Origin of the sequence: Helcobacillus sp. ACRRO, from assembly GCF_022347125.1 — a bacterium.
Taxonomy (GTDB): domain Bacteria; phylum Actinomycetota; class Actinomycetes; order Actinomycetales; family Dermabacteraceae; genus Helcobacillus; species Helcobacillus massiliensis.
This window is the reverse complement of record NZ_JAKRNG010000022.1, coordinates 22,585-45,629: the sequence shown is the minus strand read 5'-3', so window position 1 is coordinate 45,629 and position 23,045 is coordinate 22,585. Positions and strand designations below refer to the sequence as shown.

19 protein-coding genes are annotated in these 23,045 nt (G+C 70.2%); 9 read left to right on the top strand and 10 right to left on the bottom strand.

All coding sequences use genetic code 11. The annotated features are described in order from the left end of the window. Positions 1–31 precede the first annotated feature (31 nt). Together MHY20_RS08650 and MHY20_RS08645 are read right to left on the bottom strand one after the other, a co-directional pair. Entirely contained in the window at positions 32–2,023 is a 1,992-nt protein-coding gene (locus MHY20_RS08650) for an FAD-dependent oxidoreductase (RefSeq protein ID WP_239376199.1), read from the bottom strand. A gap of 74 nt (positions 2,024–2,097) precedes the next feature. Further along, positions 2,098–3,612, bottom strand: a complete 1,515-nt coding sequence (locus MHY20_RS08645; RefSeq protein WP_239376198.1) for a SulP family inorganic anion transporter — start codon at positions 3,610–3,612, stop codon at positions 2,098–2,100. A gap of 84 nt (positions 3,613–3,696) precedes the next feature. On the opposite strand from MHY20_RS08645, the gene MHY20_RS08640 reads away from it, so the two are divergent. Further along, positions 3,697–4,206 (top strand): SRPBCC family protein, encoded by a 510-nt coding sequence (locus tag MHY20_RS08640; RefSeq protein ID WP_183377295.1) that lies wholly within the window; start codon positions 3,697–3,699, stop codon positions 4,204–4,206. Next, entirely contained in the window at positions 4,203–5,024 is an 822-nt protein-coding gene (locus MHY20_RS08635) for an HAD family hydrolase (protein WP_239376197.1), read from the top strand. Before MHY20_RS08640 ends, MHY20_RS08635 begins: the two co-directional genes overlap by 4 nt. A 130-nt stretch (positions 5,025–5,154) precedes the next feature. Here the strand turns inward: MHY20_RS08635 and MHY20_RS08630 are convergent, their stop codons facing one another. Then, complete coding sequence (locus tag MHY20_RS08630; protein ID WP_239376196.1) at positions 5,155–6,294, bottom strand: DMT family transporter; 1,140 nt, start codon at positions 6,292–6,294, stop codon at positions 5,155–5,157. A gap of 43 nt (positions 6,295–6,337) precedes the next feature. On the opposite strand from MHY20_RS08630, the gene MHY20_RS08625 reads away from it, so the two are divergent. The 4 genes from MHY20_RS08625 to MHY20_RS08610 all read left to right on the top strand — a co-directional run bounded on the left by MHY20_RS08625 (position 6,338) and on the right by MHY20_RS08610 (position 10,049). Further along, entirely contained in the window at positions 6,338–7,195 is an 858-nt protein-coding gene (locus MHY20_RS08625; RefSeq protein ID WP_239376195.1) for a sulfurtransferase, read from the top strand. Then, the gene (locus MHY20_RS08620) at positions 7,192–7,923 is read left to right on the top strand and encodes a hypothetical protein (protein ID WP_239376193.1); all 732 of its coding nucleotides are present in this window, start codon (positions 7,192–7,194) and stop codon (positions 7,921–7,923) included. Before MHY20_RS08625 ends, MHY20_RS08620 begins: the two co-directional genes overlap by 4 nt. A 56-nt stretch (positions 7,924–7,979) precedes the next feature. Continuing rightward, the gene (locus tag MHY20_RS08615; protein ID WP_239376192.1) at positions 7,980–9,038 is read left to right on the top strand and encodes a zinc-binding alcohol dehydrogenase family protein; all 1,059 of its coding nucleotides are present in this window, start codon (positions 7,980–7,982) and stop codon (positions 9,036–9,038) included. Between the two features lie 69 nt (positions 9,039–9,107). Then, positions 9,108–10,049, top strand: a complete 942-nt coding sequence (locus MHY20_RS08610; RefSeq protein ID WP_239376191.1) for an NAD(P)-dependent oxidoreductase — start codon at positions 9,108–9,110, stop codon at positions 10,047–10,049. Between the two features lie 6 nt (positions 10,050–10,055). On the opposite strand, the gene MHY20_RS08605 is transcribed toward MHY20_RS08610, so the two are convergent. Both MHY20_RS08605 and mtnN read right to left on the bottom strand, forming a co-directional pair. Continuing rightward, positions 10,056–11,888, bottom strand: coding sequence for a BCCT family transporter (locus MHY20_RS08605; RefSeq protein ID WP_239376190.1), 1,833 nt, complete (start codon positions 11,886–11,888; stop codon positions 10,056–10,058). Positions 11,889–12,001: 113 nt separating this feature from the next. Continuing rightward, a complete protein-coding gene (gene mtnN / locus MHY20_RS08600) occupies positions 12,002–12,733 on the bottom strand; it encodes a 5'-methylthioadenosine/S-adenosylhomocysteine nucleosidase (protein ID WP_239376189.1) in 732 nt (243 codons plus the stop codon). Between the two features lie 43 nt (positions 12,734–12,776). Here mtnN and MHY20_RS08595 point away from each other — a divergent pair, with 43 nt between their 5' ends. Beyond that, a complete protein-coding gene (locus MHY20_RS08595; protein WP_183377286.1) occupies positions 12,777–13,682 on the top strand; it encodes an alpha/beta hydrolase fold domain-containing protein in 906 nt (301 codons plus the stop codon). An 86-nt stretch (positions 13,683–13,768) separates the two neighbouring features. On the opposite strand, the gene MHY20_RS08590 is transcribed toward MHY20_RS08595, so the two are convergent. From MHY20_RS08590 to MHY20_RS08570, 5 genes are all read right to left on the bottom strand, one after another. Beyond that, positions 13,769–14,038, bottom strand: a complete 270-nt coding sequence (locus tag MHY20_RS08590) for a hypothetical protein (protein ID WP_239376188.1) — start codon at positions 14,036–14,038, stop codon at positions 13,769–13,771. Then, complete coding sequence (gene argS, locus MHY20_RS08585; protein ID WP_239376187.1) at positions 14,035–15,816, bottom strand: arginine--tRNA ligase; 1,782 nt, start codon at positions 15,814–15,816, stop codon at positions 14,035–14,037. The genes MHY20_RS08590 and argS overlap by 4 nt, the downstream gene beginning before the upstream one ends. A gap of 151 nt (positions 15,817–15,967) precedes the next feature. Next, positions 15,968–16,966: a D-2-hydroxyacid dehydrogenase gene (locus tag MHY20_RS08580; RefSeq protein ID WP_239376186.1), complete on the bottom strand. Its 999-nt coding sequence runs from the start codon at positions 16,964–16,966 to the stop codon at positions 15,968–15,970. Positions 16,967–16,980: 14 nt separating this feature from the next. Continuing rightward, positions 16,981–18,165, bottom strand: coding sequence for a PTS sugar transporter subunit IIC (locus MHY20_RS08575; RefSeq protein ID WP_239376185.1), 1,185 nt, complete (start codon positions 18,163–18,165; stop codon positions 16,981–16,983). 261 nt (positions 18,166–18,426) lie between these two features. Continuing rightward, positions 18,427–20,115, bottom strand: a complete 1,689-nt coding sequence (locus MHY20_RS08570) for a SulP family inorganic anion transporter (RefSeq protein ID WP_239376183.1) — start codon at positions 20,113–20,115, stop codon at positions 18,427–18,429. Between the two features lie 330 nt (positions 20,116–20,445). Here MHY20_RS08570 and MHY20_RS08565 point away from each other — a divergent pair, with 330 nt between their 5' ends. Together MHY20_RS08565 and MHY20_RS08560 are read left to right on the top strand one after the other, a co-directional pair. Next, complete coding sequence (locus MHY20_RS08565; protein WP_239376181.1) at positions 20,446–20,931, top strand: flavin reductase family protein; 486 nt, start codon at positions 20,446–20,448, stop codon at positions 20,929–20,931. A gap of 290 nt (positions 20,932–21,221) precedes the next feature. Beyond that, a complete protein-coding gene (locus tag MHY20_RS08560) occupies positions 21,222–23,033 on the top strand; it encodes a hypothetical protein (protein WP_239376179.1) in 1,812 nt (603 codons plus the stop codon). Positions 23,034–23,045: the final 12 nt, after the last annotated feature.

The following is a 23,045-nucleotide window of genomic DNA, read 5'->3' as shown; positions in this document are numbered from 1 at the left end:
GTCGGCTGGGGGCGGGCGGTGGTGCCGGTGCTCATGCGGCGAGTGTAGTGCGCACCCACGCGTCGGCGTCGCGGATCGCGCGCTCCAGGTCCAGGCCCTCGGCCTTCCGAGCCCCGCCGATCACTTCGGCGCCGAGCGCCTCAGCGCCGATCGCCTCACCGAGTGCGCCGACGGGGTCCGCGGCCTCCTGCCCGGCGCACAGCACCACGGTGTCCACATCCAGCACCTGCTCGGCGCCGTCGCGATCGGTGAAGGAGAACCCGTCGGCCCCCACAGCGCCGTAGGTGACGCCCGTGTGGCCGATGACGCCGCCGCGCCTGAGGGCGGCGCGGTGGATCCACCCGGTGGTGGCGCCGAGGCGTGACCCGATCTTGTGGGCGGACCGCTGCAGCAGGTGGACCTCGTCGGCGCGCTCGGCGAGCAGCTGCGCGACGTCCACGCCGATCCCGCCGCCGCCCACGATCGCGACCCGGCCTCCGACGGGTGCCCCCGCGAACACGTCCGCGTAGGTGATGACGTCCGGGCCCGCATCGGGGTGGACGGGGATCTGGGGGTCGCGCGGCCGCACCCCGATCGCCAGCGCCACGCGGTCCGCGCCGACGCCCGCGATGTCCTCGGCGGTGAATCGGCGGCCGAGGCGGACGTTCACGCGGCCGCGGGCCAGGCGCTCCCGCCAGGAGTCCAGCAGCAGTGAGTAGTCCTCCTTGCCGGGGATGCGCGCCGCCCACGCGAGCTGCCCGCCGATCTCGGCGGAGGAGTCCACGAGGGTGACCTCGTGTCCGGCCTCCGCTGCGAGGCACGCGGTCTCCAGGCCCGCCGGGCCCGCCCCCACCACGAGGATCCGCTGCGCCTGGGCGGCGCGCGGCATGATCGGCAGCTGCAGTTCGCGGCCGGCGCGCGGGTTCACCACGCAGCCGGCGGGGCGGCCGGTGAAGATGCGGTCCAGGCACGCCTGGTTGCAGGAGATGCACGGCGTGACGACCGGGGAGTCGGCGGGTGCGGACTCGTCGCGCGGGCCGCCGGGCGCGTCGGCCTGCGCGCGCCATTTCTGCACCAGTCGGGCGTCGGCGAGGAACGGGCGCGCCAGCATCACCCCTTCCACCCCGGTTGCGGCGATGGCGCGCTCAGCATCGGCAAGGGTGTGCAGGCGGTTCGAGGCGATCACCGGCACCGCGCCGTCGATCGCCGCCGCGAGGTCCGCCGCCAGCGGTGCGAACTGCCCGCGCGGCACGCATGTCGCGATCGTCGGCACCCGCGACTCGTGCCAGCCGATCCCGGACATCAGCAGGTCCGCGCCGGCCTCCACCACGCCTCGCGCGAGGGCGTGGATGTCGTGGGTCTCCTGGGCGCCGGGTACGAGGTCCGCGAGCGAGATCCGGTACGACAGCAGCGGCTCAGGCCCGATCGATGCGCGCACCCGTCGGACCACTTCCAACGCGAACCGCCGGCGGGCCTCGGCGCTGCCGCCCCACGCATCGTCGCGGCGGTTCGTGGCGGGCGCGAGGAACTGGTTGATCAGGTAGCCCTCGGACCCCATCACCTCGACGCCGTCGTAGCCCGCCTCGATCGCGAGGGCGGCGGCGCGGCCGAAGTCCTCGATGGTCTGCTCCACCTCGGCCGCGGTGAGGGCGCGGACGGGCGCGGGGCTGATGGGGGAGTCCACGGCCGACGGGCCCACCGGCTCACCGTGCGCGGCGTACCGCCCGGCGTGCAGGAGCTGCAGGACGATCCGGGCCTCCGGGTTCGCGGCGTGCACCGCGTCGGTGACGGTGCGGTGCTGGGGGAGCTGGTCCGCTGAGTCGAGCCGGGCACCGCCGGATGTGAGGGCACCGGCGGCGTTGGGGGAGATGCCGCCGGTGACGATGAGGCCAGCGCCGCCAGCGGCGCGCTCCGCATAGAACGCCGCCAGGGCTGGAGCGCCGCGGGGATCGTCCTCGAAGCCGAGGTGCATGGATCCCATGACGATGCGGTGCGGCAGACGGGTGCGGCCCGCCTGCAGCGGTGCGAAGAGATCGGAAGACATACCGCGAGTTTAGTGGTACTGCCAGTATTGGGTAATGGTTTCGGGGAATCGGGCCGAGGCGGCACCCGTCGGCGTCAGGAGGACAGCCTGCTCAGACGCACCCGCATCCGCCGACTCACCTGATTCAGGCCCGCCACCTGCGCGGTGATCCCCGCCCTCCGGTACTTCTCGATCACCGAATCCAGCGCCGCGACAGTCGACGCATCCCAGATATGCGCCTCCGACATGTCGATCACGACCGACGCCGGATCCCGCGCGTACTCGAACTGCGCGAACAGGTCGTTCGAGGAGGCGAAGAACAGCTCCCCGCGCACGGAGTACCGCACCTCCCGCTCCGACACCTCCTCGCGCTCCACCGTCACCACATGCGCCACCCGGCGGACGAACAGGATGCACGCCAGCACGATCCCGGCGCCCACACCGATCGCCAGATTGCTCGTGACCACCGTCGCCGCGACGGTCACCAGCATGACCGCCAGCTCGCTGCGCGGCATCATCCGCAGAGTCCGCGGCGCCACCGAATGCCAGTCGAACGTCGTCACCGCGACGACCACCATCACCGCCACCAGTGCCACCATCGGAATCTCGGCCACCACACCGCCCAGCGACACCGTCAGCACCAGCAGGAACACCCCGGCCAGTGCAGTTGAGATGCGGGTGCGAGCTCCGGAAGCGCGCACATTCACCATCGTCTGCCCGATCATCGCGCAGCCGCCCATGCCGCCGAACAGCCCACCGAGCACCGTCGCTGCACCCAGGCCCCACGATTCACGTGTCTTGTCCGACCCGGTGTCCGTGATGTCATCCACCAGCGTCGCCGTCAGCAGGGTCTCCAGCAGGCCCACGAAAGCCACCCCCACCGCGTACGGCAGGATGACCCGAAGCGTCTCCAGGTCGAACGGCACGTCCGGGATCAGCAGCTGCGGCAGCGAATCCGGCAGCGCGCCCTTGTCACCCACGGTCGGCACATGGGTCAGCCCCATCCCCACCGTCACCAGCGTCAGCACCACCACCGTCACCAGCGGCGCCGGCACCGACCGGGTCAGCCGCGGCAGCAGCACCATGATCGCCAGGCCCGCAGCCAGCAGCGGATACACCACCCACGTCACGCCGATCAGCTCATGCATCTGCGCCATGAAGATCAGGATCGCGAGCGCATTCACGAAGCCCACCATCACCTGGCGGGGGATGAACCGCATCAGCTGCGCCACCCCGAACAGGCCCATCACGATCTGCAGAACACCCGCCAGCAGGATCGTCGCAATCAGGTACTGGACACCGTGCTCCCGCACCAGCGGCGCGATCACCAGCGCCACCGACCCCGCCGCGGCCGTGATCATCGCCGGCCGGCCGCCCAGAACAGCGATCGCAACCGCCATCACGAACGAGGTGAACAGTCCCATCCGCGGATCCACCCCCGCGATGATGGAGAACGAGATGACCTCCGGGATCAGTGCCAGCGCCGTCACCAGGCCACCCACCACCTCCACCAGCAGCATGCGCGGACTGCGCACAGCCCGCACCCACGACTGACGCTGCTCAGGGGTGAGCGAGGGCGCCTGCGGCGCGGGGACGGAAGCAGTGGACACGCAGAATCCTCCAGAGCTCGAGGGATCGGCCGACGGGAGCAGTCCACCTTATCGGCGGCAGCGACCTGCCGTAGGGTGAGATGCATGACGGACAACGCCCTGACGCCGATCGCAGCCACCGCCGACATCGCCGCCGACCCCGCCACCATCTTCGAGCTCATCGCCGACCCCGCCCAGCAGCCCACCTGGGACGGCAACGACAACCTCGCCGAGGCAGGCGTCGGCCAGCGCATCACCGCCGACGGCCAGGCCTTCACCATGCGCCTCACCACCGGCGCCGACCGCGAGAACCGCATCACCGCGTTCGAGGAGGGGCGCCTCATCGAATGGGCGCCCGGCGAAGTCGGCGGGGAACCGTTCGGGCAGCGCTGGCGGTGGGAGCTCACCCCGATCCTGGACGCCGACGGGCGCGAGAGCGCCACCCGGGTCACCCACACCTACGACCCGACCCGCCTCGATCCCGCCACCTCCGCGGAGCGTCGGCTCCGCCGCGCCGCCGCCACCACCGAGGAGATGCTCGCCGCCTCCATCGCGCGGCTGCGCCGCGTCGCCGAAGGCACAGGCTCCGCTGACCAGGGCACGGGCGGCGAATGACCCGCCTGAGCGCGGACGTGCCCCGGCCCGCCGCCATCGCCACCGACCTCGACGGCACCCTCCTGCGCGCCGACGGCACCGTCTCCGACCGCACCCGCGACGCCTTCCACGCCGCCTGGGACCACGGTCTCCACACCGTCCTCGTCACCGCCCGGCCGCCCCGCTGGGTGGACCGCCTCGCCGACCTCGCCGGCAGTCACGGCACCATCTACTGCGCCAACGGCGCCTTCACCTACGACCCGAACAGCGGCACCGTCACCGAGAACTTCGGCTTCGAACCCGACCTGCTGCAGTCCATCATTCAGGACCTCTCCACCGTGGACGGCATCGCCATGAGCGCCGAACTGCCCTCCGGTTTCTGGCGCCAGGCGGCCTACCCCTCCACTCCGCCCGACGGGCAGACCGACGAGGACGGCGGCATCGTCGCGCCGCTGGAGGACATCACCGAGGTCGCCGGCAAGCTCCTCGCCCGCTGCGACCGCCTCGACCCCGCCGCGTTCCACCGCCGCATCGAGGAGCTCGTGGGGGACCGGGCCGCGCTGCACGTCTCCACGTCCGACGGCCTCGCCGAACTCGCCCCGCTCGGCGTCAGCAAATCCGAAGCGCTCGGCCGCTTCGTGCGGGTCATGGAGATGACAGCCTCGGACGTGTGGGCGTTCGGCGACATGCCCAACGACATCCCCATGCTCACCTGGGCCGGGATGGGCATCGCCGTGGCGAACGCCCACCCCGATGTCCTCGCCGTGGCCGATGGGGTCACGGCGTCCAACGATGAGGACGGCGTGGCACAGGCGATCGAGCAGGTGCTGCGCGGCTGAGCCGCGACCCATGACCTCGCGCCGGACCAGGCCGTGGCCGGGCCAGGGCCGGGCCGGGCGCAGGAGCGAGATGTGCAAAAAACGACCGAAATCCGCCTTCTGGCCCGGTTCTGCGGCTGGCAGGGCGGTTTCACTCCATGATCTGCACACCCCGGCCGGACTCCGGCTGCCACTCGGCGGGGGAGTCGTCCACCATCTCCGGCGGGAGGCTGAACTCGCCGGTCGGCAGGCGGCCGCCGCTCACCTCGCCCGCGAGCGGCTCGGTGCTGGCGCCCGCGGCGGGCTGTGCAGCCCGGGCAACCCGCGCAGCCCGTGCCTCGCGGCGGCGGGCGCGCCGCTCCGCCCGCGTCTCCGGCGTCCCCGCACGTGCAGCGCGCACATCGCCCCACTTCACCAGGGCAATGCCGATCAGGATGAACACACCGCCCACAAGCTGGATCGACGTCGGCAGCTCACCCAGCACGAACCACGCGGCGAGCGCCGCCAGCGGCACCTCCACCAGATTCACGAACGCGCCCACCGTTGCGCCCACGAGGCGCAGGCCGAGGATGCCGAACCCGTACGCGACGATCGTGAACAGCACGAGCATCGCGAGCGGCCACAGCCAGCTCATGGTGCGGCCCGCGAACACCACATCAGCCGTGCGGAACACCGCCGGCATAACCCCCAGCAGGTTCAGCGCCGCGATCACCACCGCGCCGATCGTCATCCCCAGTCCCGTGAACGCGAACGGCGGCAGGCTGATGCTCGACTGAGACGACACGAGGAAGTAGATGGCGAGGCACACCGCGGCGAGCAGCGCCATCACCACACCGAACCCGGTCAGGTGCGCCCCGCGGAAGTCCAGCACCAGCACCACACCGGCCATGGACACGATCACGCCGAGGAACGTCAGCGCCACCGGCCGCACCTTGGTGGCGGCCCACAGGTAGAAGACGATCATGATCGGCGCGGTCATCTCCAGCAGCAGCGCGACCGTCACGGTCAGCTCCTGCACCGCCACGAAGTAGAACCCCTGGCAGCCCGCCATCGCGGCGAGGCCGTAGATGAGGACGGTGCGCCAATGCTCGCGGACCTCGCCCCACCGGCCCCGCATCTGCCACAGGGTCGGCGCCGCGAGGAGGAGGGATGCGCCGGTGAGGCGCACGAACGCGACCGACCCGGGGGTCCAGCCGGTGGCGTACATCGTCTTGGCGACCGCTCCGGACACGGCGAAGAAGAACGCGGACGCGAGCGTGAACGCGAAACCGAGGACGACCTGTCGTGACATGGGCCAAGTACACCAGACTTCCGGACCGGGGTAGCCTGACACGGTGAATTCTGAAACCGCTCTGCCGCCGATCGTGTCGGCCGGTGACGTCCCGGCTGCTGGTGACGGCGTCGTCATCGCCGACGTCCGCTGGTCCCTCGGCGGCCCGAAGGACGCTGCGACGTTCCGTGAGGAGTACGCCACCGGGCATATTCCTGGAGCGGTCTTCGTGGACCTCGATGACGACCTCAGCGACCACTCCGTCACCGGCGCCGGCCGCCACCCCCTGCCGAGGGAGGACGACTTCGCCGCCACCCGCGCCCGCCTCGGCATCGGCACCGACACCCGCGTCTACGCGTACGGCACCGACGACCCGGCCGGCGCCGCCCGCCTCGTTCTCATGCTCCGCTTCTCCGGCATCGCCGCCGCCCTCATCGACGGCGGCCTGCCCGCCTACCGCGCCGCTCACCCGGACGTGCCGATGGAGCCCGGCCACAACGACCCGACCCCGGTGGAGACGGTGGAGGAGCCGCTGGTGCGCCTGGTGTCCATCGACGAGGTCGCCTACGCCGCCCACTCCCGCAGCGCCCTGCTGGTGGACGCCCGCGCGCCGGAGCGCTTCCGCGGCGACGTGGAACCGGTGGACCCGCGCGCCGGCCACATCCCCACCGCCGTCAACGTCCCGTACGCCGCGCACCTGCAGGCCGACGGGACCTTCCGCAGCCCGGAGCAGATCCGCCGCACGTTCGAGGACGCGGGCGCGACGGGGGAGCGCATCGTCATCAACTACTGCGGCTCCGGTGTGAGCGCCTGCGTGAACGTCCTCGCGATGGAGCACGCGGGCCTGCGCCACGGCTACCTGTTCCCCGGATCGTTCTCCGAATGGTCCGCTGACCCCCAACGTGAAGTGGAGACCCGATGAAGCGCCGAATCCTCGCCCTTGCGGCCGGCGTCCTCACCCTCAGCAGCTGCGGCATGGTGGACGCCGTCCGCAGCGACAGCCCCGACACCGCGAACTCCAACCCGGCGTTCGAGGCCACCGAGTCGCCCGCCGCCGGCGGCAAGGACGCCTCGGACAGCAGCGACGCACCGGCCGACGGGGCCTCCGAGTCACCCAGTGCCGACGCGCCCGACGGGGCCTCCCCGTCGCCGAGCGCCGACTCCACTGACGGCTCCGGGCCGAGCGATTCGGCGTCCCCGTCGGCCTCCGAGCAGCCGACGCGTGACCGCATCATCCTGCCCGCCGAGGCGTACCGCGGCGCCGGGGGCGACGTGCCCGCGTCCGCGAAGCCGATGACGAACGTCGAGGGTGATGACCCCGCGCTGCAGATCGCGCGGGTGCGCGCCCCCTCCGGCAACATCTGGTGCGATATCGACCCGAGGACCGGCGCCGTGTGCACCGTCAAGGAGATCACCGGGAAGGCGCCGAACCAGAGCATCGTGATCAAGCCCGGCGGTGAGCCCGAGTTCACCGACTCCGGCGCCGTCACCAACGATGACGCCGCGGTGGCTGCGCAGGAGATGCCGTACGGCACGCAGGCGAGCCATGGTGAGTTCGTGTGCGCGTCGGAGACGAACGGCATGACCTGCTGGTCCACGAAGTCCGGTCACGGCGTGTTCCTCAACCGGGACGGCATCACGACCTTCTGACCGGGGCCGACGCTGTTCCTGGACGCATGCCCAGGGATGTCGGAGAGGATGAGGACATGACTTCCATGACTGTTCTCCACGGCGAATCGTTCCTGAGCCACCGCGCCATCGGATGCACCGACAACCTGCCGGTCGAGGACGATGCGGCGCTGGTCGAACAGGACATGCCCACCGCGGACCCCGTCGGCCGCGACCTCCTGGTGGAGGTGCGCGCGGTCTCGGTCAACCCCATCGACGTCAAGCAGCGCCGCAGCGCTCCGACCGACGGCTTCCGCGTCCTCGGCTTCGATGCCGCCGGAGTGGTCCGCGCCGTCGGCGGCGATGCCCGCCTGTTCGAGGTGGGCGACGAGGTCATGTACGCCGGACAGCTCAACCGCGACGGCTCCAACCAGAAGCTGCAGCTGGTGGACGAGCGCATCGTGGGCCGCGCCCCGAAGGACCTCTCCTGGGCGGAGCGCGCGGCCCTGCCGCTGACCAGCCTCACCGCGTTCGAAGCGCTCACCGACAGTCTCGGCCTCACGGAGGAGTCGGAGGGCACCATCCTCGTCAACGGCGCCACCGGCGGTGTCGGCACCGCGATGCTGCAGCTGCTGGAGGCGCTGTTCCCCACGGTCACGGTGATTGCGACCGCGTCCAGTGCTGAGAAGGCGGACCTCGTGCGCTCCCTCGGCGCGGAACACACCGTGGACCACACCGGCGACCTGGCCGAACAGGTCCTCCAGGTCGCCCCGGGCGGCGTGGACTGGATGTTCACCTCGAAGTCCGGGGGCCGCGGCAACGTGTTCGCGGACCTGATGAAGCCGCGCGGCCACATCGTCGCGATCGATGAGATCGAAGACGTCACCGACCTCATGGCGCTGAAGTCGAAGGCGATCACATGGCATTGGGAGTCAATGTTCGTGCGGCCCCTGTTCCAGACGGATCAGGAGATCACCCGTCAGCACGAGATCCTCGAACAGGTGGCGGACCTCGCCGACGAGGGCCGCATCCGCCCCGTGATGGAGGATGTTCTGCGCCCCATCAGCGCGCAGACCCTGCGGGAGGCGCACCGCCGCGTCGAATCCGGCCGCACCGTCGGCAAGATCGCCCTCGAGGGCTGGGAGCGGGACGAGTAGGACTGGGCGCGAGACGAGCGCCGAGCGCCCTGGGCGGCGGCCGACGGGTTCGTGGCTATGGTGTGAGCCATGACAACAAAAGTTCTGATCCCCGATTCCATCGACCTCGACTTGCCGGACGATGGCCGCTGGCAGTTCATCACCACGAAGACCGACGAACCGATCCCGGAGGAGCACCTGGACGCCGAGGTGTACGTCCAGTGGATGCAGCCGCAGAACCTGGTGGAGGACGCCGCGAAGCGACTCACCGACGTGAAGCTGGTGCAGACCTTCATGGCCGGCGTGGACGCCGTGAAGAAGGCCGGCTTCTCCGACGACGTCATCCTCACCAACGGTGTGCACCTGCACGACGCCACCGTCAGCGAGCACACCATCGCGCTCACCCTCTACCTGCTGCGCCGCCTGGACGAATCGGTCCGCCAGCAGGAGAAGAAGAACTGGTCGCGCGAGCTCGGCGAAGGCCAGCCGCTGCACCCCGAGGACCGCGTCACCACCCTGATCGGCGCGAACGTGCTCGTGTGGGGCTTCGGCCAGATCTCCCAGCACCTCGCTCCGATCCTGAAGGCACTGGGCGCGAACGTCACCGGTGTCGCCTCCACGGCGGGGGAGCGCGCCGGCTTCCCCGTCATCGCCACCGAAGACGTCCACGACCACCTCGCCGACACCGACGTGCTCATCTCCGTGCTGCCGGCGAACGACTCCACGAAGGACCTGCTGAACGCGGACGTCTTCGCCGCGCTGCCGAAGCGGGCCGTGGTGGTCAACGTGGGCCGCGGACACGCCCTTAACGAGGACGATCTCCTCCGGGCCCTGGAGTCCGGGGAGATCGTGGGTGCCGCCATCGACGTGACCAAGCAGATGCCGCTGCCGGCCGAGTCACCCCTGTGGGGTGCCCCGAACCTGCTGATCACGCCGCACGCGGCGGGTGGCCGCCCCGTCGGCGCTGAGGACCGCCTGCTGGAGAACCTCGAAGCGCTCGACGGGAACGGCGACTTCGTCGGGAAGCGCTGAGGGGCCTCAGCGGCCCTTGGGGGCCCGCTGGCCCTTCGGGGTCTGCGGGCTCTTCGCGTTCCGGGGAGCCTCGCGGCGCTTGCGCTCCTTCGTCTGCATGGAGGAGGCGCGCAGGGCCTCGTGGTCGAGGGCGCCCTCGTCCGTGGTGATCTCATCGATCACCTGCGTGGTGACGGTGTCGGAGACGGCGCTGACCATTTCGCGCTTGCGCAGCCGCAGCTCGAGGTGCTCCATGTGGTCCACTTCCATGCGCAGGGCCTTGAAGCTGGAGAGCACCATGCCGATCATGACGAACGACCACGGCAGGGCGGCGATGAGGGCGAGTGCCTGCAGGGCGCTCATGCCGGTGTCGTCAGTGCCGGTGGCGGCACCTGCGGCGATCAGGGCACCGGCGATGAGGCCGGAGGAGATCGCCCAGAAGATGCGGGTGATGCGCGGCGGGTTCGGGTTGCCGCCGTGGGCGATCATGTCCATCACGAATGCACCGGAGTCGGCGGAGGTGATGAAGAAGATCGACAGCAGGACGATGGCGATGCCGGCGAGGAGCCCGCCGACGGGCAGGGTGTTCAGCATGTCGAACAGGGCCGTGTCAGCGTTGATGGTTCCGTCGGCCTGCGTGAAGTCCACGCCGTCGAACATGGTCTTGTAGATGGCGGTGCCGCCCATGATCGTGAACCAGAGGATGGTCACGAGGGTGGGCACGAGGAGCACGCCGATGATGAACTCGCGGACGGTGCGGCCGCGGGAGATGCGGGCGATGAACACACCCACGAACGGCGACCAGGACATCCACCAGCCCCAGTAGTTGATGGTCCAGCCGTTCAGCCAGCCGGCGCCGTCCTCACCGTAGAACGGCAGCGTCTGGAACGAGTTGGACAGCAGGCTGGAGAGGTAGCCGCCGATGTTGTCCACGAAGTCGCGCAGCAGGAACAGGGTGGGGCCGAGCGCGAGCACGAGGAGGAGGAACACGCCGGCGAGGGCGAGGTTCATGTTGGAGAGGATCTTGATGCCCTTGTCCACACCGGAGGCGGCGGACAGGGTGGCCAGACCCGTGATGACGACGACCAGGATGATCTTCATCGTGGGGGTGCCGTCGAGCAGGCCGAGATGGTCGAGACCGGCGGTGATCTGGTTGACGCCGAAGCCCAGCGACATCGACACACCGAACACGGTGCCGACGATCGCGAGGATGTCCACCAGCTGGCCGATCCACGAGTTCACGTGGCGGCCGAGGAGCGGCTCGAGCGCCCAGCGGATCGTCAGAGGGCGGCCGCGGCGGTGCGCCGCGTAGGCGAGGGCGAGGCCCACCACCACGTAGGTGCCCCAGGCGTGGAAGCCCCAGTGGAGGAACACCTGGTTCATCGCCTCGGTGGCGCGGGCCGGATCGGCGAGGTCCGCGAAGCGCGGTGCGCCGCCGTCCTTCGTGAAGAAGGTGAGCGGCTCAGCGGCGCCCCAGAACACGAGGCCGATGCCCATACCGGCGGCGAACAGCATCGCGAACCAGGAGAACATGCCGTACTCGGGGCGCTCGTCGTCGCCGCCGAGGCGGACGGAGCCGAGGCGGGAGAACGCGATGACGAGGGCCGCGATGACGAAGCCGGTGACGGCGAGGACGTAGTACCAGCCGACGGCGCCGACGAGCTTGTCGTTGATGGTGCCGATGAAGTCGTTGAACTGGTTCGGCAGCAGGAGGGCGAAGCCGACCGAGATCAGGATGACGGCGGCGGCGACGCCGAAGACGACCTTCGCGAGGCCGAAGTTCTCACGGTTCTGGGGATCGGGCGCGGGGGAGGAGTCGACGGGCTGGGTCGCCGTCGATTCGGGAGTGGAGGAAGCCATAGACCTATCTCTCGTGAATGGCATAGTGCCTATTGAGGCTATGGGGGATCCCCCGCGCGTATCAACCCTCTGCCGTCCCGGTCATGTCGCTGTGACCCGCGTGTCGGCGCTGGTCAGACCAGCAGGTCAGCGCCTGTGAGGACCGCCGCAGCGGATGCTTCGGCGGCGGCGTCCAGCCCGATGGAGAACTCTTCGTCGGCCCGCGGGGAGCACAGGTCGCTCACGCCCCGCACGGCGAGGAAGGGCAGTCCGAACCGTTCGGCGGTGTGCGCCAGCGCGGTGGATTCCATGTCGGCCGAGAGGGCCGACGGGTGCAGTTCTCGCATGGGTTCGGCCTTGTCGGCTGTGACGAACGCGTCCCCGGAGAGCATGAGGCCGCAGCGGACCGCGGCCCCGGTGTCGGCGACGGCGTCGGCGACGGCGCTGGCGGAGGCGTGCCCTTCGAACACGGCAGGTGCGCCCGGCAGCTGGCCGTGGGCGTAGCCGGCGGCGGTGGCGTCGGCCAGGGAGTAGCTGTAGGTCTCTCCGATGACGACGTCGCCCACGTTGATGTCGCTGGCGAGGCCGCCGCAGGAGCCGGCGGAGATGACGATGCGGGGCGCGAACGTGAGGATCGCCCAGGTGGCGGCGGTGGCGGCGGGGGCGGTGCCGATGCCGGTGGTGACCTGCGCGCAGCGGACCTGCTGACCGTTGGCGGTGGTGAGCAGGCCGGTGCGGGCGGTGACGGTAGTGGCGGTGGAGCCGGCGGCCAGGGGGCACTCCACCTCCTGGACCTGCTGCAGGTGCGGGGTGAAGGCGTCGGCCTCTTCGTGCATGGCGGTGAGGATCAGCAGGTCAATGTGCATGGAACCCATTCAATCATCCAGTGCTGTTCGCTACTGTGGCCGTATGAGCCGCCTCGTTGAGTACCCGAAGATCGCTGTCCGTGCCGTCCGCCAGGCACCCCTGCCGGGCTGGGTGTACACCACCGGCTTCGGGAAGGCGCGGATGGCGACGCCGACGGGCGCGGTGCTGAAGCGCCACGCGGTGGACGTCGCCATGATCAACCGCACCCGCACCGTGTGGCTTGACCGCCACAAGGCTGACAACGGCGTCATCGTCTACCTGCACGGCGGGGCGTATGTGTCGGGGCCGTTCGCGTTCGACTGGCAGTGGCTGTCCGACCAGGCTGACCGCCGTGAATGCGCCGCCGTCCTCATCGACTACCGCTACGCCCCGGACTACCAGCACCCAACGGGTCTGCTGGATGCCGCGGCGGTGATCAAGCGGCTGTCGGCCGACGGGGTCCTCACCGACCTCAACTGGATCCTCGCGGGGCAGAACTCCGGGGCGGGTCTGGCGCTGGCGCTTGCGGATCGACTCGGCACCGGGGAGGCGGAGAAGGCGAACGTTCCGGCGCCGCGCGGCCTGGTGATCATGTCGCCGTGGTGGGACCTGGAGCTGAACAACACGGAGCTGACGGAGACGGAGCAGCGCAACCCGGTGCATGAGCGCCGACTGCTGCAGGCCGCTGCGTCGGCGTACGCGGGCCGCACGCCGCTGGATGATCCGTCGCTGTCGCCGGTGAACGCTGATCTGGCGGCGCTGCCGTCGATCCACCTGTCGGTGGGGCTGAAGGACATCTTCCTGACCGACGCGCGGATCATGCGGATGCAGTTCGAGCGCCAGGACCTGCACGTGGACTACCGCGAGGTGGCGGGGAAGCTGAACGGCCGCCTGCGGATGTCGCGCGGGGCGGATATGGAGCGCCTGCTGCAGGAGCAGGCGGAGTTCATCGACCGCGTCCTCGCCTGACCCGGCGCTCCATCCGGCACCCGTCGGCCTTCCCGCCGCCGCGCGGGCAGCGTTCTCCGCGCCAGCCGCGGGCAGGGTGCGCCGGGTCAGCCGTGGGAGGCGAGCACCCAGGCGAGGCCGATGGACGCAGCGAGCGAGCCCATCATGCACAGCAGCACCACACCCATGGTGGCGCCGCCGAGCAGCGTCACGATCAGGACGTACACCAGCAGCGCGGTGATCATGCCGATGGAGCGGAGGAACTCGCCGCCGTCGAAGCGCCGACCGCCGGACATCTGCGTGAGCGCGTGGTGGAACCGCCACGTGAACAGGGCCAGCAGACCTGCCGTGGCGATGCCGATGACCGCGAGGTTCACATGCGCTCCGGGGCGCTGACGCCCAGCAGGTCCAGGCCGGTCACGAGGACCGATTCGGTGAGGTCGGCGAGGGCGAGCCGGCCGGCGCGGACCTCGGCGTCCTCCTCCTTCAGGATCGGGCAGTGCTCGTAGAACCCCATGAACGCCTGCGCGAGGTCGAACAGGTAGGCGGCCATCCGGTGAGGGGCGTAGTCCGCGGCCACGGCGGTCGCCGTCGGCCCGAACTCCAGCAGCTGGAGGGCGAGGGCGCGCTCGGCGTCATCGACCACACGGGGTGCCGCAGCTGGCGCGGCGGCGCTGTCAGTGGCGGCGCTGTCAACGGCGGCCCCCTCGGCCCCCGACGCCTCAGCGGCGCGGCGACGGATCGAGCGGATCCGCGCCACCGCGTACTGCAGGTACGGCGCGGTGTTGCCCTGCAGGGCGAGCATCCGGTCGAGGTCGAACGTGTAGTCCGAATCATGCGCGGTGGACAGGTCCGCGTACTTGATGCCGCCGATGCCGATCATCTGCGCGATCTGCTCGCGCTCATCCTCCGGCAGGTCCGGGCGGAGCTCGTCGATCACGCCGCGGGCCTTCGCGGTGCCCTCCTGCAGCAGGTCCATGAGGCGCAGGGACGAGCCGGAGCGGGTTCGGAGGATCTTGCCGTCCTCACCGAGCACGGAGCCGATCTTCACGTGCTGGGCGTCGACCGACTCCGGCAGCCACCCGGCCTCGCGGGCGGTCTGGAAGATCATCTGGAAGTGCAGTTCCTGCGCGGTGCCCACCACGTAGGCGATGCGGGTCGCGCCGAGCGTCCGCACGCGGTGGCGGATGGCGGCGAGATCGGTGGTGGCGTAGCCGAAGCCGCCGTCGGACTTCTGGATGATCAGCGGCAGCGGCTGCTCATCGCGGCCGGTGAAGCCGTCGGGGAACACGCAGAGGGCGCCGTCGGAGACGCGGGCGATGCCGGCGGCCTTCAGATCGTCGCAGGTCTGCTGCAGCAGGTCGTTGTAGGAGGATTCGCCGGCGAGGTCGTCATCGGTGAGGGTGACGTCCAGGGTGGAGTAGATGCGGTGGAAGTACTGCTTGGACAGGTCCACGAGGCGGCCCCAGATCTCCAGGGTCTGCTCGTCACCGGACTGCAGGGTGGCGACGCGGGCACGTGCGCGCGTTGCGAACGCCTCGTCGCCGTCGAACTTCTGGCGGGCGGCCTGGTAGAACGCGTTCGGGTCGGTCTCCAGCAGCTTCGCGTCCGCGGAGTCCTCGCCCACGTCCAGCAGGTGCTCGATCAGCATGCCGAACGGGGTGCCCCAGTCACCGATGTGGTTCTGGCGGATCACGCGGTGCCCGAGGAACTCCAGGGTGCGGGCGAGCGCATCGCCGACCACGGTGGTGCGCAGATGGCCCACGTGCATCTCCTTCGCCACGTTCGGCGCGGAGTAGTCGATGACCACGGTGTCCGGGGAGGCGGGGACGGCGGCACCCAGGCGCTCATCCGCGGCGATTGCGGCGGTCTCGCCGGCGATCCACTCGGTGGACAGGGTGATGTTGAGGAACCCGGGGCCGGCGATCTCCGGGGCCGACGCGATCCCCGTCAGGTCCAGGTGCTCCACGATCTGTGCGGCGATGTCCCGCGGCTTCTGCCCCAGCTTCTTCGCCAGCCCCATCGCGGCGTTGCACTGGAAGTCGGAGAAGCGGCCCGGCCGGATGATCGGATCCGCATCGCGGTACTCCTCGCCGAAGGCGGCGGCGAAGGCGTCCTGGAAACGGGAGGCGAGAGCGATATCCGGTGCAGTCATGAGATCCAGCGTAGCCATGCCCCGAAGGCGCTGGGTAGTCATGGCCTGAGGGGTGCGTCACCCCGGCCGCGCTCCTGGACGCGGCTCCGCGCCGAGCCGCACAGGGCGGGCTCGGCGCGGGCATGAAGTGCGCGCTCGGCGCAGGCGGGGGTCAGGCGGGCGAGACCACCGACGGGGCGGTGCCGGTGCGGGCTGCGAGCTCCGCGTTCTCCAGGCCGCCCACCACGAGGTTCTCCACGGCGGTCTCCGTGTAGAACGCCACGTGCGGGGTCATCAGCACATCCTCGCGGTCCAGCAGCTGCTCGAGCACGGGGTCGCCCAGGTCGCGGTCGCTCCAGTCGTACCGGTAGAACTGCGCTTCGTTCTCGTAGGTGTCCAGGGCGGCGCCGCTGAGGTGCCCCGAGTCGAGCGCCGCCAGCAGGGCCTGCGTGTCCAGCAGGCCGCCGCGACCGGAGTTGACCACGATCGCTCCGGGGGCGAGGCGCGCCAGCGCCGCCTGGTCGATCACGTGGTGGGTGGCGGGCATCAGCGGCATGTGCAGGGTGAGCACATCCGCGCCGTCCAGAGCCTCTTCCAGGCTCGGCGCGTACTGGCCGAACTGTGCGAAGGCGTCGGTCGGGTACGGGTCGTACCCGACCACGGTGGCTCCGAGCGCTGAGAACAGGCGCGCGGTCTGCAGACCGATCGACCCCGTTCCCACCACTGCCACGCGGAGGGTGGCGAGCTCGCGGCCCAGGAGGCCGCCGAAGCGGAAGTCCCGGTGCTGCAGCTTCTGCTCGATCTGGGCGAAGCGGCGGGTCAGGTAGAGCGCGGAGGTGAGGGCGAACTCGGCGATGGCGTTCGGCGAGTACACCGGCACATTGGTGATGACGATGCCGTGCTTCTGCGCGAGCGCGATGTCGTACATGTCCGTGCCCGCGGTGCGGCTGGAGATCTGACGGATCCCCGCGGCCTCGAGCGCGGCGTACACCTCCGGCTCCGGCGGGATCACCTGCTGAACGGTGAGGGCGTCGAACCCGTCGACCATGCCGACGGTGTCGGCTGTGAGGATCTCGGTCGTGGCCTCGACGTTGTGCTGCGGGTGCTCCTGGATCCAGCGGTCGAGGGCGGGGCGTTCGTCGTCACGGATTCCCATGAACAGGATCTTCATATCAGCCAGCTCCTTCAGGCTCGTGCGGGCGAGGCGCCCGCGTCGGTGTCAGCGGATCGGGTGGTCGGTGCACCGCCGGAGACGGATGCGTCCGGGTCGAGGGGCTCATCGGCAGCGCCCTCGGTCACCGGGGCGCCCTGCGGGGAGAACGCGAAGATGCGGGCCTGGTACACGCCGATCTTCAGGCACAGGGCGTGCACAGCGGCGGCCAGCGCAATCGGGATCACGAAGTAGACAAGGACGAGGATGAGGATCGCGGTGATGCCGCCCTGGTCGAGCTGCTTGGCGGCGGCGATGGGGCCCACGAGACCGGATTGGCCGAAGCCGGCGGTCTCCGGGGTGCCCTGGATGCCGAGGATGCCGCCCACGAGGCCGGTCAGGCCGCCTACCAGGACGAGCGGGAGGACCATGATCGGGTACTTCAGCAGGTTGCCCATCATCATCTTCATGGCGCCGAGGAACGTGGACCAGGTGACGCCGGCGTTGTTGACGCGGAGGCTGCCGATCATGAGGACGGCGGCGGCAGCGGCGATGCCGAGGCTGGCTGCGCCGGCAGCGGGACCGGTGATGCCGATGGCGAGGGCCACGGCGACCGTGGAGATCGGGGAGACGATCATGACGGCGAAGATCATCGCGATCAGGACCGACGCGGCCAGGCCCAGGCCCTGGGACGCCGCGATCGTGTTGATCAGCGTGCCGATCGCCGTGGTGATGAAGGTGACGTACGGCAGGGTGAGGATGCCGACGAGGCCGGCGATGCCGCCGCCGATGATCGGCAGGAACAGGACCGTCAGGGACCCGAGCCGGTTGCCGACCCACGCGAGGATGAGGACGGCGACGGACGCGGTGATCATCGTGTTGATGAGGTCGCCGATGCCGACGAGCATGACCCCGTCGGGGCTGAACTTCATCGCTCCGGAGCCGACGAAGCTCGCGGTGCCGACGATCACCGTCTGCACGGCGGTGAAGCCGAACTGCATGCCGATCAGCACGCCCACGATCACCGGCACGGTGAACTGGAGGCCCACGACCACTTGGCCGAGGGTGGTGAACAGGGAGATGTCGGGGAAAAGTCGCGCCAGGAGCTTGAACAGCTCACCTGTGATCGCGTTCGGGATGAGACCGACCACGATGCCGACGGCAGCGCCGTTCAGCACGCGGTCGAGGAACAGTTTCGGTGTCATGGGTGTGTCGAACACGCGAATGCCTTCGTGCTGGAGGGACACGGGAACGGTGTGTGCCCCGGGGGCGTCTTCCTGCGAGGAGCCTCGTGGGCCGGAACAGAAAGAGGACGAGGAAAGAAGGGTCGCTTCTCTGCTCGTCCTGGGTCCAGACTACGGGCGATCCGGGGGCGCTGCGAGGGTCTTCGGTCCCGCGGTCGCAGGAGCATCCCGGCACTTCCGGAGGACCGCGCGAGCGCGCGTCGGAGCCTGCCCCGTCGGCCCCCGTCGCCCCCCGGCTCAGACGGCGGCGCCCTCCTGTGCGGCAGCGGCGCGCTTCGCTTCGCGCTCCCGCACGATCTGACGGGCCTGATTCACCGCGTCCGGCATGGACGCGATCACGTAGTCGTCCGGCTGCAGGGAGGACAGCACGCCGGTGCGGTCCGTCAGGCGCTGGTGGCGCGCCTGGATCCCCTTCACGATGACGGTGATGCGGCGGCGGCCGAACGTCTTCACCAGTTCGGACAGGACGCGCGCGCCCGAGGAGTCCATGAACCGCAGGTGGGACAGCCGCAGGATCACCACGTCCACTTCGTCGACATCGTCGAGGGAGGTGAGGATGCGGTCGCCGATGCCGAAGAACAGGGAGCCGTCGAACTCGATGAGGGCGATGCGCTCATCACCCGGCTCCGCCTCACCCGGCAGCTCCTCCCGGTGCACAACAGAGTTCAGCGACATGGCGCGCAGGGAGAACACCGCAGCAATGGCGATGCCGATCGCGACCGCCCAGATGAGGTCGAACGAGACGGTGATCAGCGCCGTCACCACGAACAGGAACGCATCCGAGCGGGACGTGCCGATGATGTCACCGGCAGTGCGGCGATCCACCATGCCGACTGCAGTCATCATCAGGACGCCCGCCAGCGCCACCATCGGGATGCGGCCCACGAGATCGGTCGCGAAGTACACCACGGCGGTGAGGAACAGGGCGTGCACGATCGCGGCGATGCGGGTGCGGGCACCGGACCGGACGGACACGGCGGTGCGGGCGATCGCACCCGTGGCGGGCATGCCGCCGAACAGGCCCGACGCGATGCCGGCGAGGCCCTGGCCCACCAGTTCGCGGTCACCGTCATAGGTGCCGGCGGTGGTCATGCCGGAGGCGACGCGGGCGCTCAGCAGCGACTCGATCGCCGTCAGCGCCGCCACCGCGAACGCCGGGCCGATCAGGGACCGCAGCATGTCCGGGTCCAACGGTGGTGCGTGCGGCATCGGCAGCGATGTGGGCAGCTCACCGATGCGCGCCAGGTTCCATCCCGCGAGGTCCACCACGATCGTCACCAGGACGATTGCGATGATCGAGCCGGGGATGCGGGGGTGGATCTTCGGCAGCAGCGTCATCGACGCCACCACGATCGCCACGCAGACCAGGCCGAGGAGGGCATCCGTCGGCCGCACCCCGCTGAGCGACTGGATCGCCGCCACCAGGGCGTTCAGTGACGGTCCCGGCTCCACGCCGAGGGCCGACGGGACCTGCTGCATGAAGATGATGACCGCGATGCCGAGGGTGAACCCTTCGATCACCGGCCAGGGGATGAACGACACGGTCCGCCCGAGGCGGAAGAAACCGGCGACGATGACGATCATCCCGCCCATTACCGCCACGATCGGCAGGGCGATCATGCCGTGGGTTGCGGCGATCGGCGCGAGGATCACGACCATGGCGCCGGTGGGGCCGGAGACCTGCACGTGGGAGCCGCCGAACACGGCGGCGACGAACCCGGCGATGATCGCGGTGATCAGGCCCATTTCGGGGTCGGCGCCGGAGGAGATCGCGAACGCGAGGGCAAGGGGGAGGGCGACGATGCCGACGGTGATGCCGGCGAGGATGTCGCGGGGCCAGCTGGTGGGCAGCTCCCTGTAGTCAGCGGGCTTCGGCAGCAGCCGCTCCACTCCCCACAGGAGGCTCGTCCGCTTCCGCTCGGCCATGACCACTCCAACTCCCCGCTCGCCGGTCAGCAACCGGGTCATTGTCTCAGTCACCGGACGGGCGGGGAAGGGATCTGTGGTCACCCCCTCCCGTCACGCGGCGTCCCCGCCAGCGCAGCGGCCTGCCTGTCGGCGCGGGCGGAACCGCTGTTCTGGGGGAGCCCGGGGAACGGTGTCCACGCAGCGGTGCGCAGGCTGCGGTGCGCACGGAGCAGTGGCCGTGCTGGTCGCGGACCCCCAGGTAGGGTGTCGAGCGGTCCGGTCCCACTGTTCCCCCATCGCCACCCGCAGCACTGCACATCTCAGCCGGCCGAGCCCGAAGGAGTCCTGATGCGCCCCGTCGACACCGTTACCTACCGACGCCTCAGCGATGACATCCCCTCCGGGCTCGCCGTCGCCACCGCGCGGATCGGCCGCTGGGACATCGCCTCCACCATCGACTCGTTCCTCGACGTCTCGTACGACCCGCCCACGATGCTGCTCAGCCTGTACGGCGAGTCCCGCCTCGCCGAAGCGATCGAGGAGGCCGGTACCTGCGCCCTGACCGTGCTGTCCAGTGACCAGCGGGACCTCGCGGACCGCTTCGGCACCCCCGGTCTGCCGCTGCAGGGAATGCTCAACGGCGTGGCGCACGAGCGCGACCCGAACGGCAACGCGGTGCTCACCGGCGGCATCGCCTCGTTCGCTCTGGAGGTGGCGGATGTGCACCAGGCCGCGACGCATCGCCTGATCGTGGGTCGGGTGGTGGCGCTCGCGGACGGCACCGCGATGCGCCCCGCGATCCGCTTCTCCCGCACCCACTACGACATCGTCTGACCGGCAGCCGGTCCGGTCCCAGCCCCCGATCCACCCCGCCCCCGGTCCGCATCGGCTGCCTTCAGCAGCGAGGCCGTGTGCAGAAGATGGAGCAGAATCGCCCTTTTGGGTCGTTGACCCGGTGGATCGGCTGATCTGCTCCAGGTTTTGCTCGCAGCCGCGCGCGGACCCCGGCGGCGGGGCCGTCCCCGCGACCTCCCGTGTGATGTGCGTTCACCCGCGCGCCGCGCCTCCATGGCCGAGCAGGGTGCGGGTCCTACACTGGCGAAGGACTCGACAGTGAGGGAGATATGGCTTCGGACAGGAACGCGTCGGACGACGACTGGCTCTTCGCCACCGACGATGGCTTCGTGCCCACCGAAAAGCTGCCCTCCCCGGAGGACTACGCTCGGATGCGTGCACAGCAGGCGCAGCTGGAGGACGACGCTGCCGCCCAGCCCCGTTTGACGCGCCCTGAACGCCCCGCCCCGGTCCGCGTCCCCGACATGCCCGACACCTCCACGCAGGAGATCCCGATCCTCGCGCCCGCGCCGGACACGGCTGCGCCCGCTCAGCCGGCGTCGCCCGCTGAGGAAGAAGCAGCCACCCGCCCCGGCGGCTCCACCGCCGTGCGGGTGCGCCGCGTCGATGACGACCTCGACGGGGAGAGCACCGCCGAGCACGCCGTGGTGAAGGAACCGATCCAGAAGAGCTACGCCCGCTCCGGCACCACCCCCACGGTGGCCCCCGAAGAGCTGAAGGCGTCGATCTCCCTGCCGGTGCAGTTCCGCACCGTCTCACCCTGGGACGTCGTGCGCGACGCCCTCGCCGTCGTCTCCTTCATCGCCGTGTTCGCCACCACCGTCACCGAATCCGAGCACGTGGTGCTGGACTCCGCGGCCCGCATCGCCGCCGGCATCGGCATCGTCGGAGTGGCCGCCGCGTCGCTGATGCGGTGGAAGGCGAAGGACACGAACTTCCAGGTCATCCAGAACGTCCGCATGCTCTGCCAGATCCCAGCGATGGTGGCGGTGCTCGGCGTCATCGGCGCTGACTTCGGTGCCTCACTGCCGGACCTCTTCCATCCCCTGCCCGACGGGCCCACGATCGGCGTCGGCGCCGGGGTCGCGCTGCTGGCGCTCGGCGCGACCGTCGGCGGTGAGCCGCCCCGTCACGAGGGCCACACGCCCGGTGAGAAGCAGAAGGGCTGGGCGCGGATGGCGCTGCGGGTCATGCGCGTGCTCGCCTACGCGTCGTTCGCCCTCGCGGTGGCGATGATGATCGGCAAGGCGTTCGCGGGAGCGCACCTGTTCGCGCTGGTGACCCTGTCGCATGCTGTTCCGAGCCTCGCGCTGATCGTCCTGTTCCTCGAGGCGGTTCTGCACCGTCGGCCCTCCTGGTACGTGTTCGAGGTCGGCGCGGTGGGGCTGCTGGTCGCCGGCGCGATCATGGATTCGTCCCTCGAGATGGAGTACGCGGCGCCGCAGTCGTTCTCCACCGGGTACGTGTGGCTGCCGCTGCTGTTCGTCGGCTTCGGCATCGTGATCAACCGGGCGTACGTCCGCTCGATGCCGCTGAGCTTCAGGCGCTCGGACTGGATCATCTACACGGTGCGCGCGTTCGAGTTCTCCCTGATCATGCACGTGGTCGGGTTCGTGTCCGCGCTCGCGTTCATCGCCGCTGTGTTCCTCGGGTACGACGACGGCACCCCGCTGTCGATCGCCGCGATGAACGCCGCGTTCATGGTGGTGTTCGCCGTCGCCTCGGCTGTGGCCCGCCACGAACTGATGTGCCGCCATGCGGCCAGGGCCCGCACCTCCGGGGTGGTGATCTCGGTGGCGCTGGCGGTCCTCGGGTTCCTCGGCGTGATCGTGAACTCCGTGGTCGCCTCCGCCGGCGGCACCCTGACGAACGGCGGGCTGGCCCTCATCATCGGCATCGCGGCCGGCCTCATGCTGACCGTTCCGGCGCCGGTGCGCGATGAGCACGGCGCACCGAGCCTGGACCGCTGGTTCTCCGAGTTCCGCCACCGCGACCTGACGGGCACGGGCCTGTGGGCCCGCGTCCCGGATGTGGGCGACGAGACCCGGCAGCGCCGCACATTCCCCACCCTCTCCCGCTGATCGAAGAAGGCA

Bases quoted from the DNA above. Each gene is read 5' to 3' on its own strand.
- MHY20_RS08650 (WP_239376199.1), bottom strand. From the start codon at position 2,023: ATGTCTTCCGATCTCTTCGCACCGCTGCAGGCGGGCCGCACCCGTCTG.
- MHY20_RS08640 (WP_183377295.1), top strand. From the start codon at position 3,697: ATGACGGACAACGCCCTGACGCCGATCGCAGCCACCGCCGACATCGCC.
- MHY20_RS08635 (WP_239376197.1), top strand. From the start codon at position 4,203: ATGACCCGCCTGAGCGCGGACGTGCCCCGGCCCGCCGCCATCGCCACC.
- MHY20_RS08630 (WP_239376196.1), bottom strand. From the start codon at position 6,294: ATGTCACGACAGGTCGTCCTCGGTTTCGCGTTCACGCTCGCGTCCGCG.
- MHY20_RS08620 (WP_239376193.1), top strand. From the start codon at position 7,192: ATGAAGCGCCGAATCCTCGCCCTTGCGGCCGGCGTCCTCACCCTCAGC.
- MHY20_RS08615 (WP_239376192.1), top strand. From the start codon at position 7,980: ATGACTTCCATGACTGTTCTCCACGGCGAATCGTTCCTGAGCCACCGC.
- MHY20_RS08610 (WP_239376191.1), top strand. From the start codon at position 9,108: ATGACAACAAAAGTTCTGATCCCCGATTCCATCGACCTCGACTTGCCG.
- MHY20_RS08605 (WP_239376190.1), bottom strand. From the start codon at position 11,888: ATGGCTTCCTCCACTCCCGAATCGACGGCGACCCAGCCCGTCGACTCC.
- mtnN (WP_239376189.1), bottom strand. From the start codon at position 12,733: ATGCACATTGACCTGCTGATCCTCACCGCCATGCACGAAGAGGCCGAC.
- MHY20_RS08595 (WP_183377286.1), top strand. From the start codon at position 12,777: ATGAGCCGCCTCGTTGAGTACCCGAAGATCGCTGTCCGTGCCGTCCGC.
- argS (WP_239376187.1), bottom strand. From the start codon at position 15,816: ATGACTGCACCGGATATCGCTCTCGCCTCCCGTTTCCAGGACGCCTTC.
- MHY20_RS08580 (WP_239376186.1), bottom strand. From the start codon at position 16,966: ATGAAGATCCTGTTCATGGGAATCCGTGACGACGAACGCCCCGCCCTC.
- MHY20_RS08570 (WP_239376183.1), bottom strand. From the start codon at position 20,115: ATGGCCGAGCGGAAGCGGACGAGCCTCCTGTGGGGAGTGGAGCGGCTG.
- MHY20_RS08565 (WP_239376181.1), top strand. From the start codon at position 20,446: ATGCGCCCCGTCGACACCGTTACCTACCGACGCCTCAGCGATGACATC.
- MHY20_RS08560 (WP_239376179.1), top strand. From the start codon at position 21,222: ATGGCTTCGGACAGGAACGCGTCGGACGACGACTGGCTCTTCGCCACC.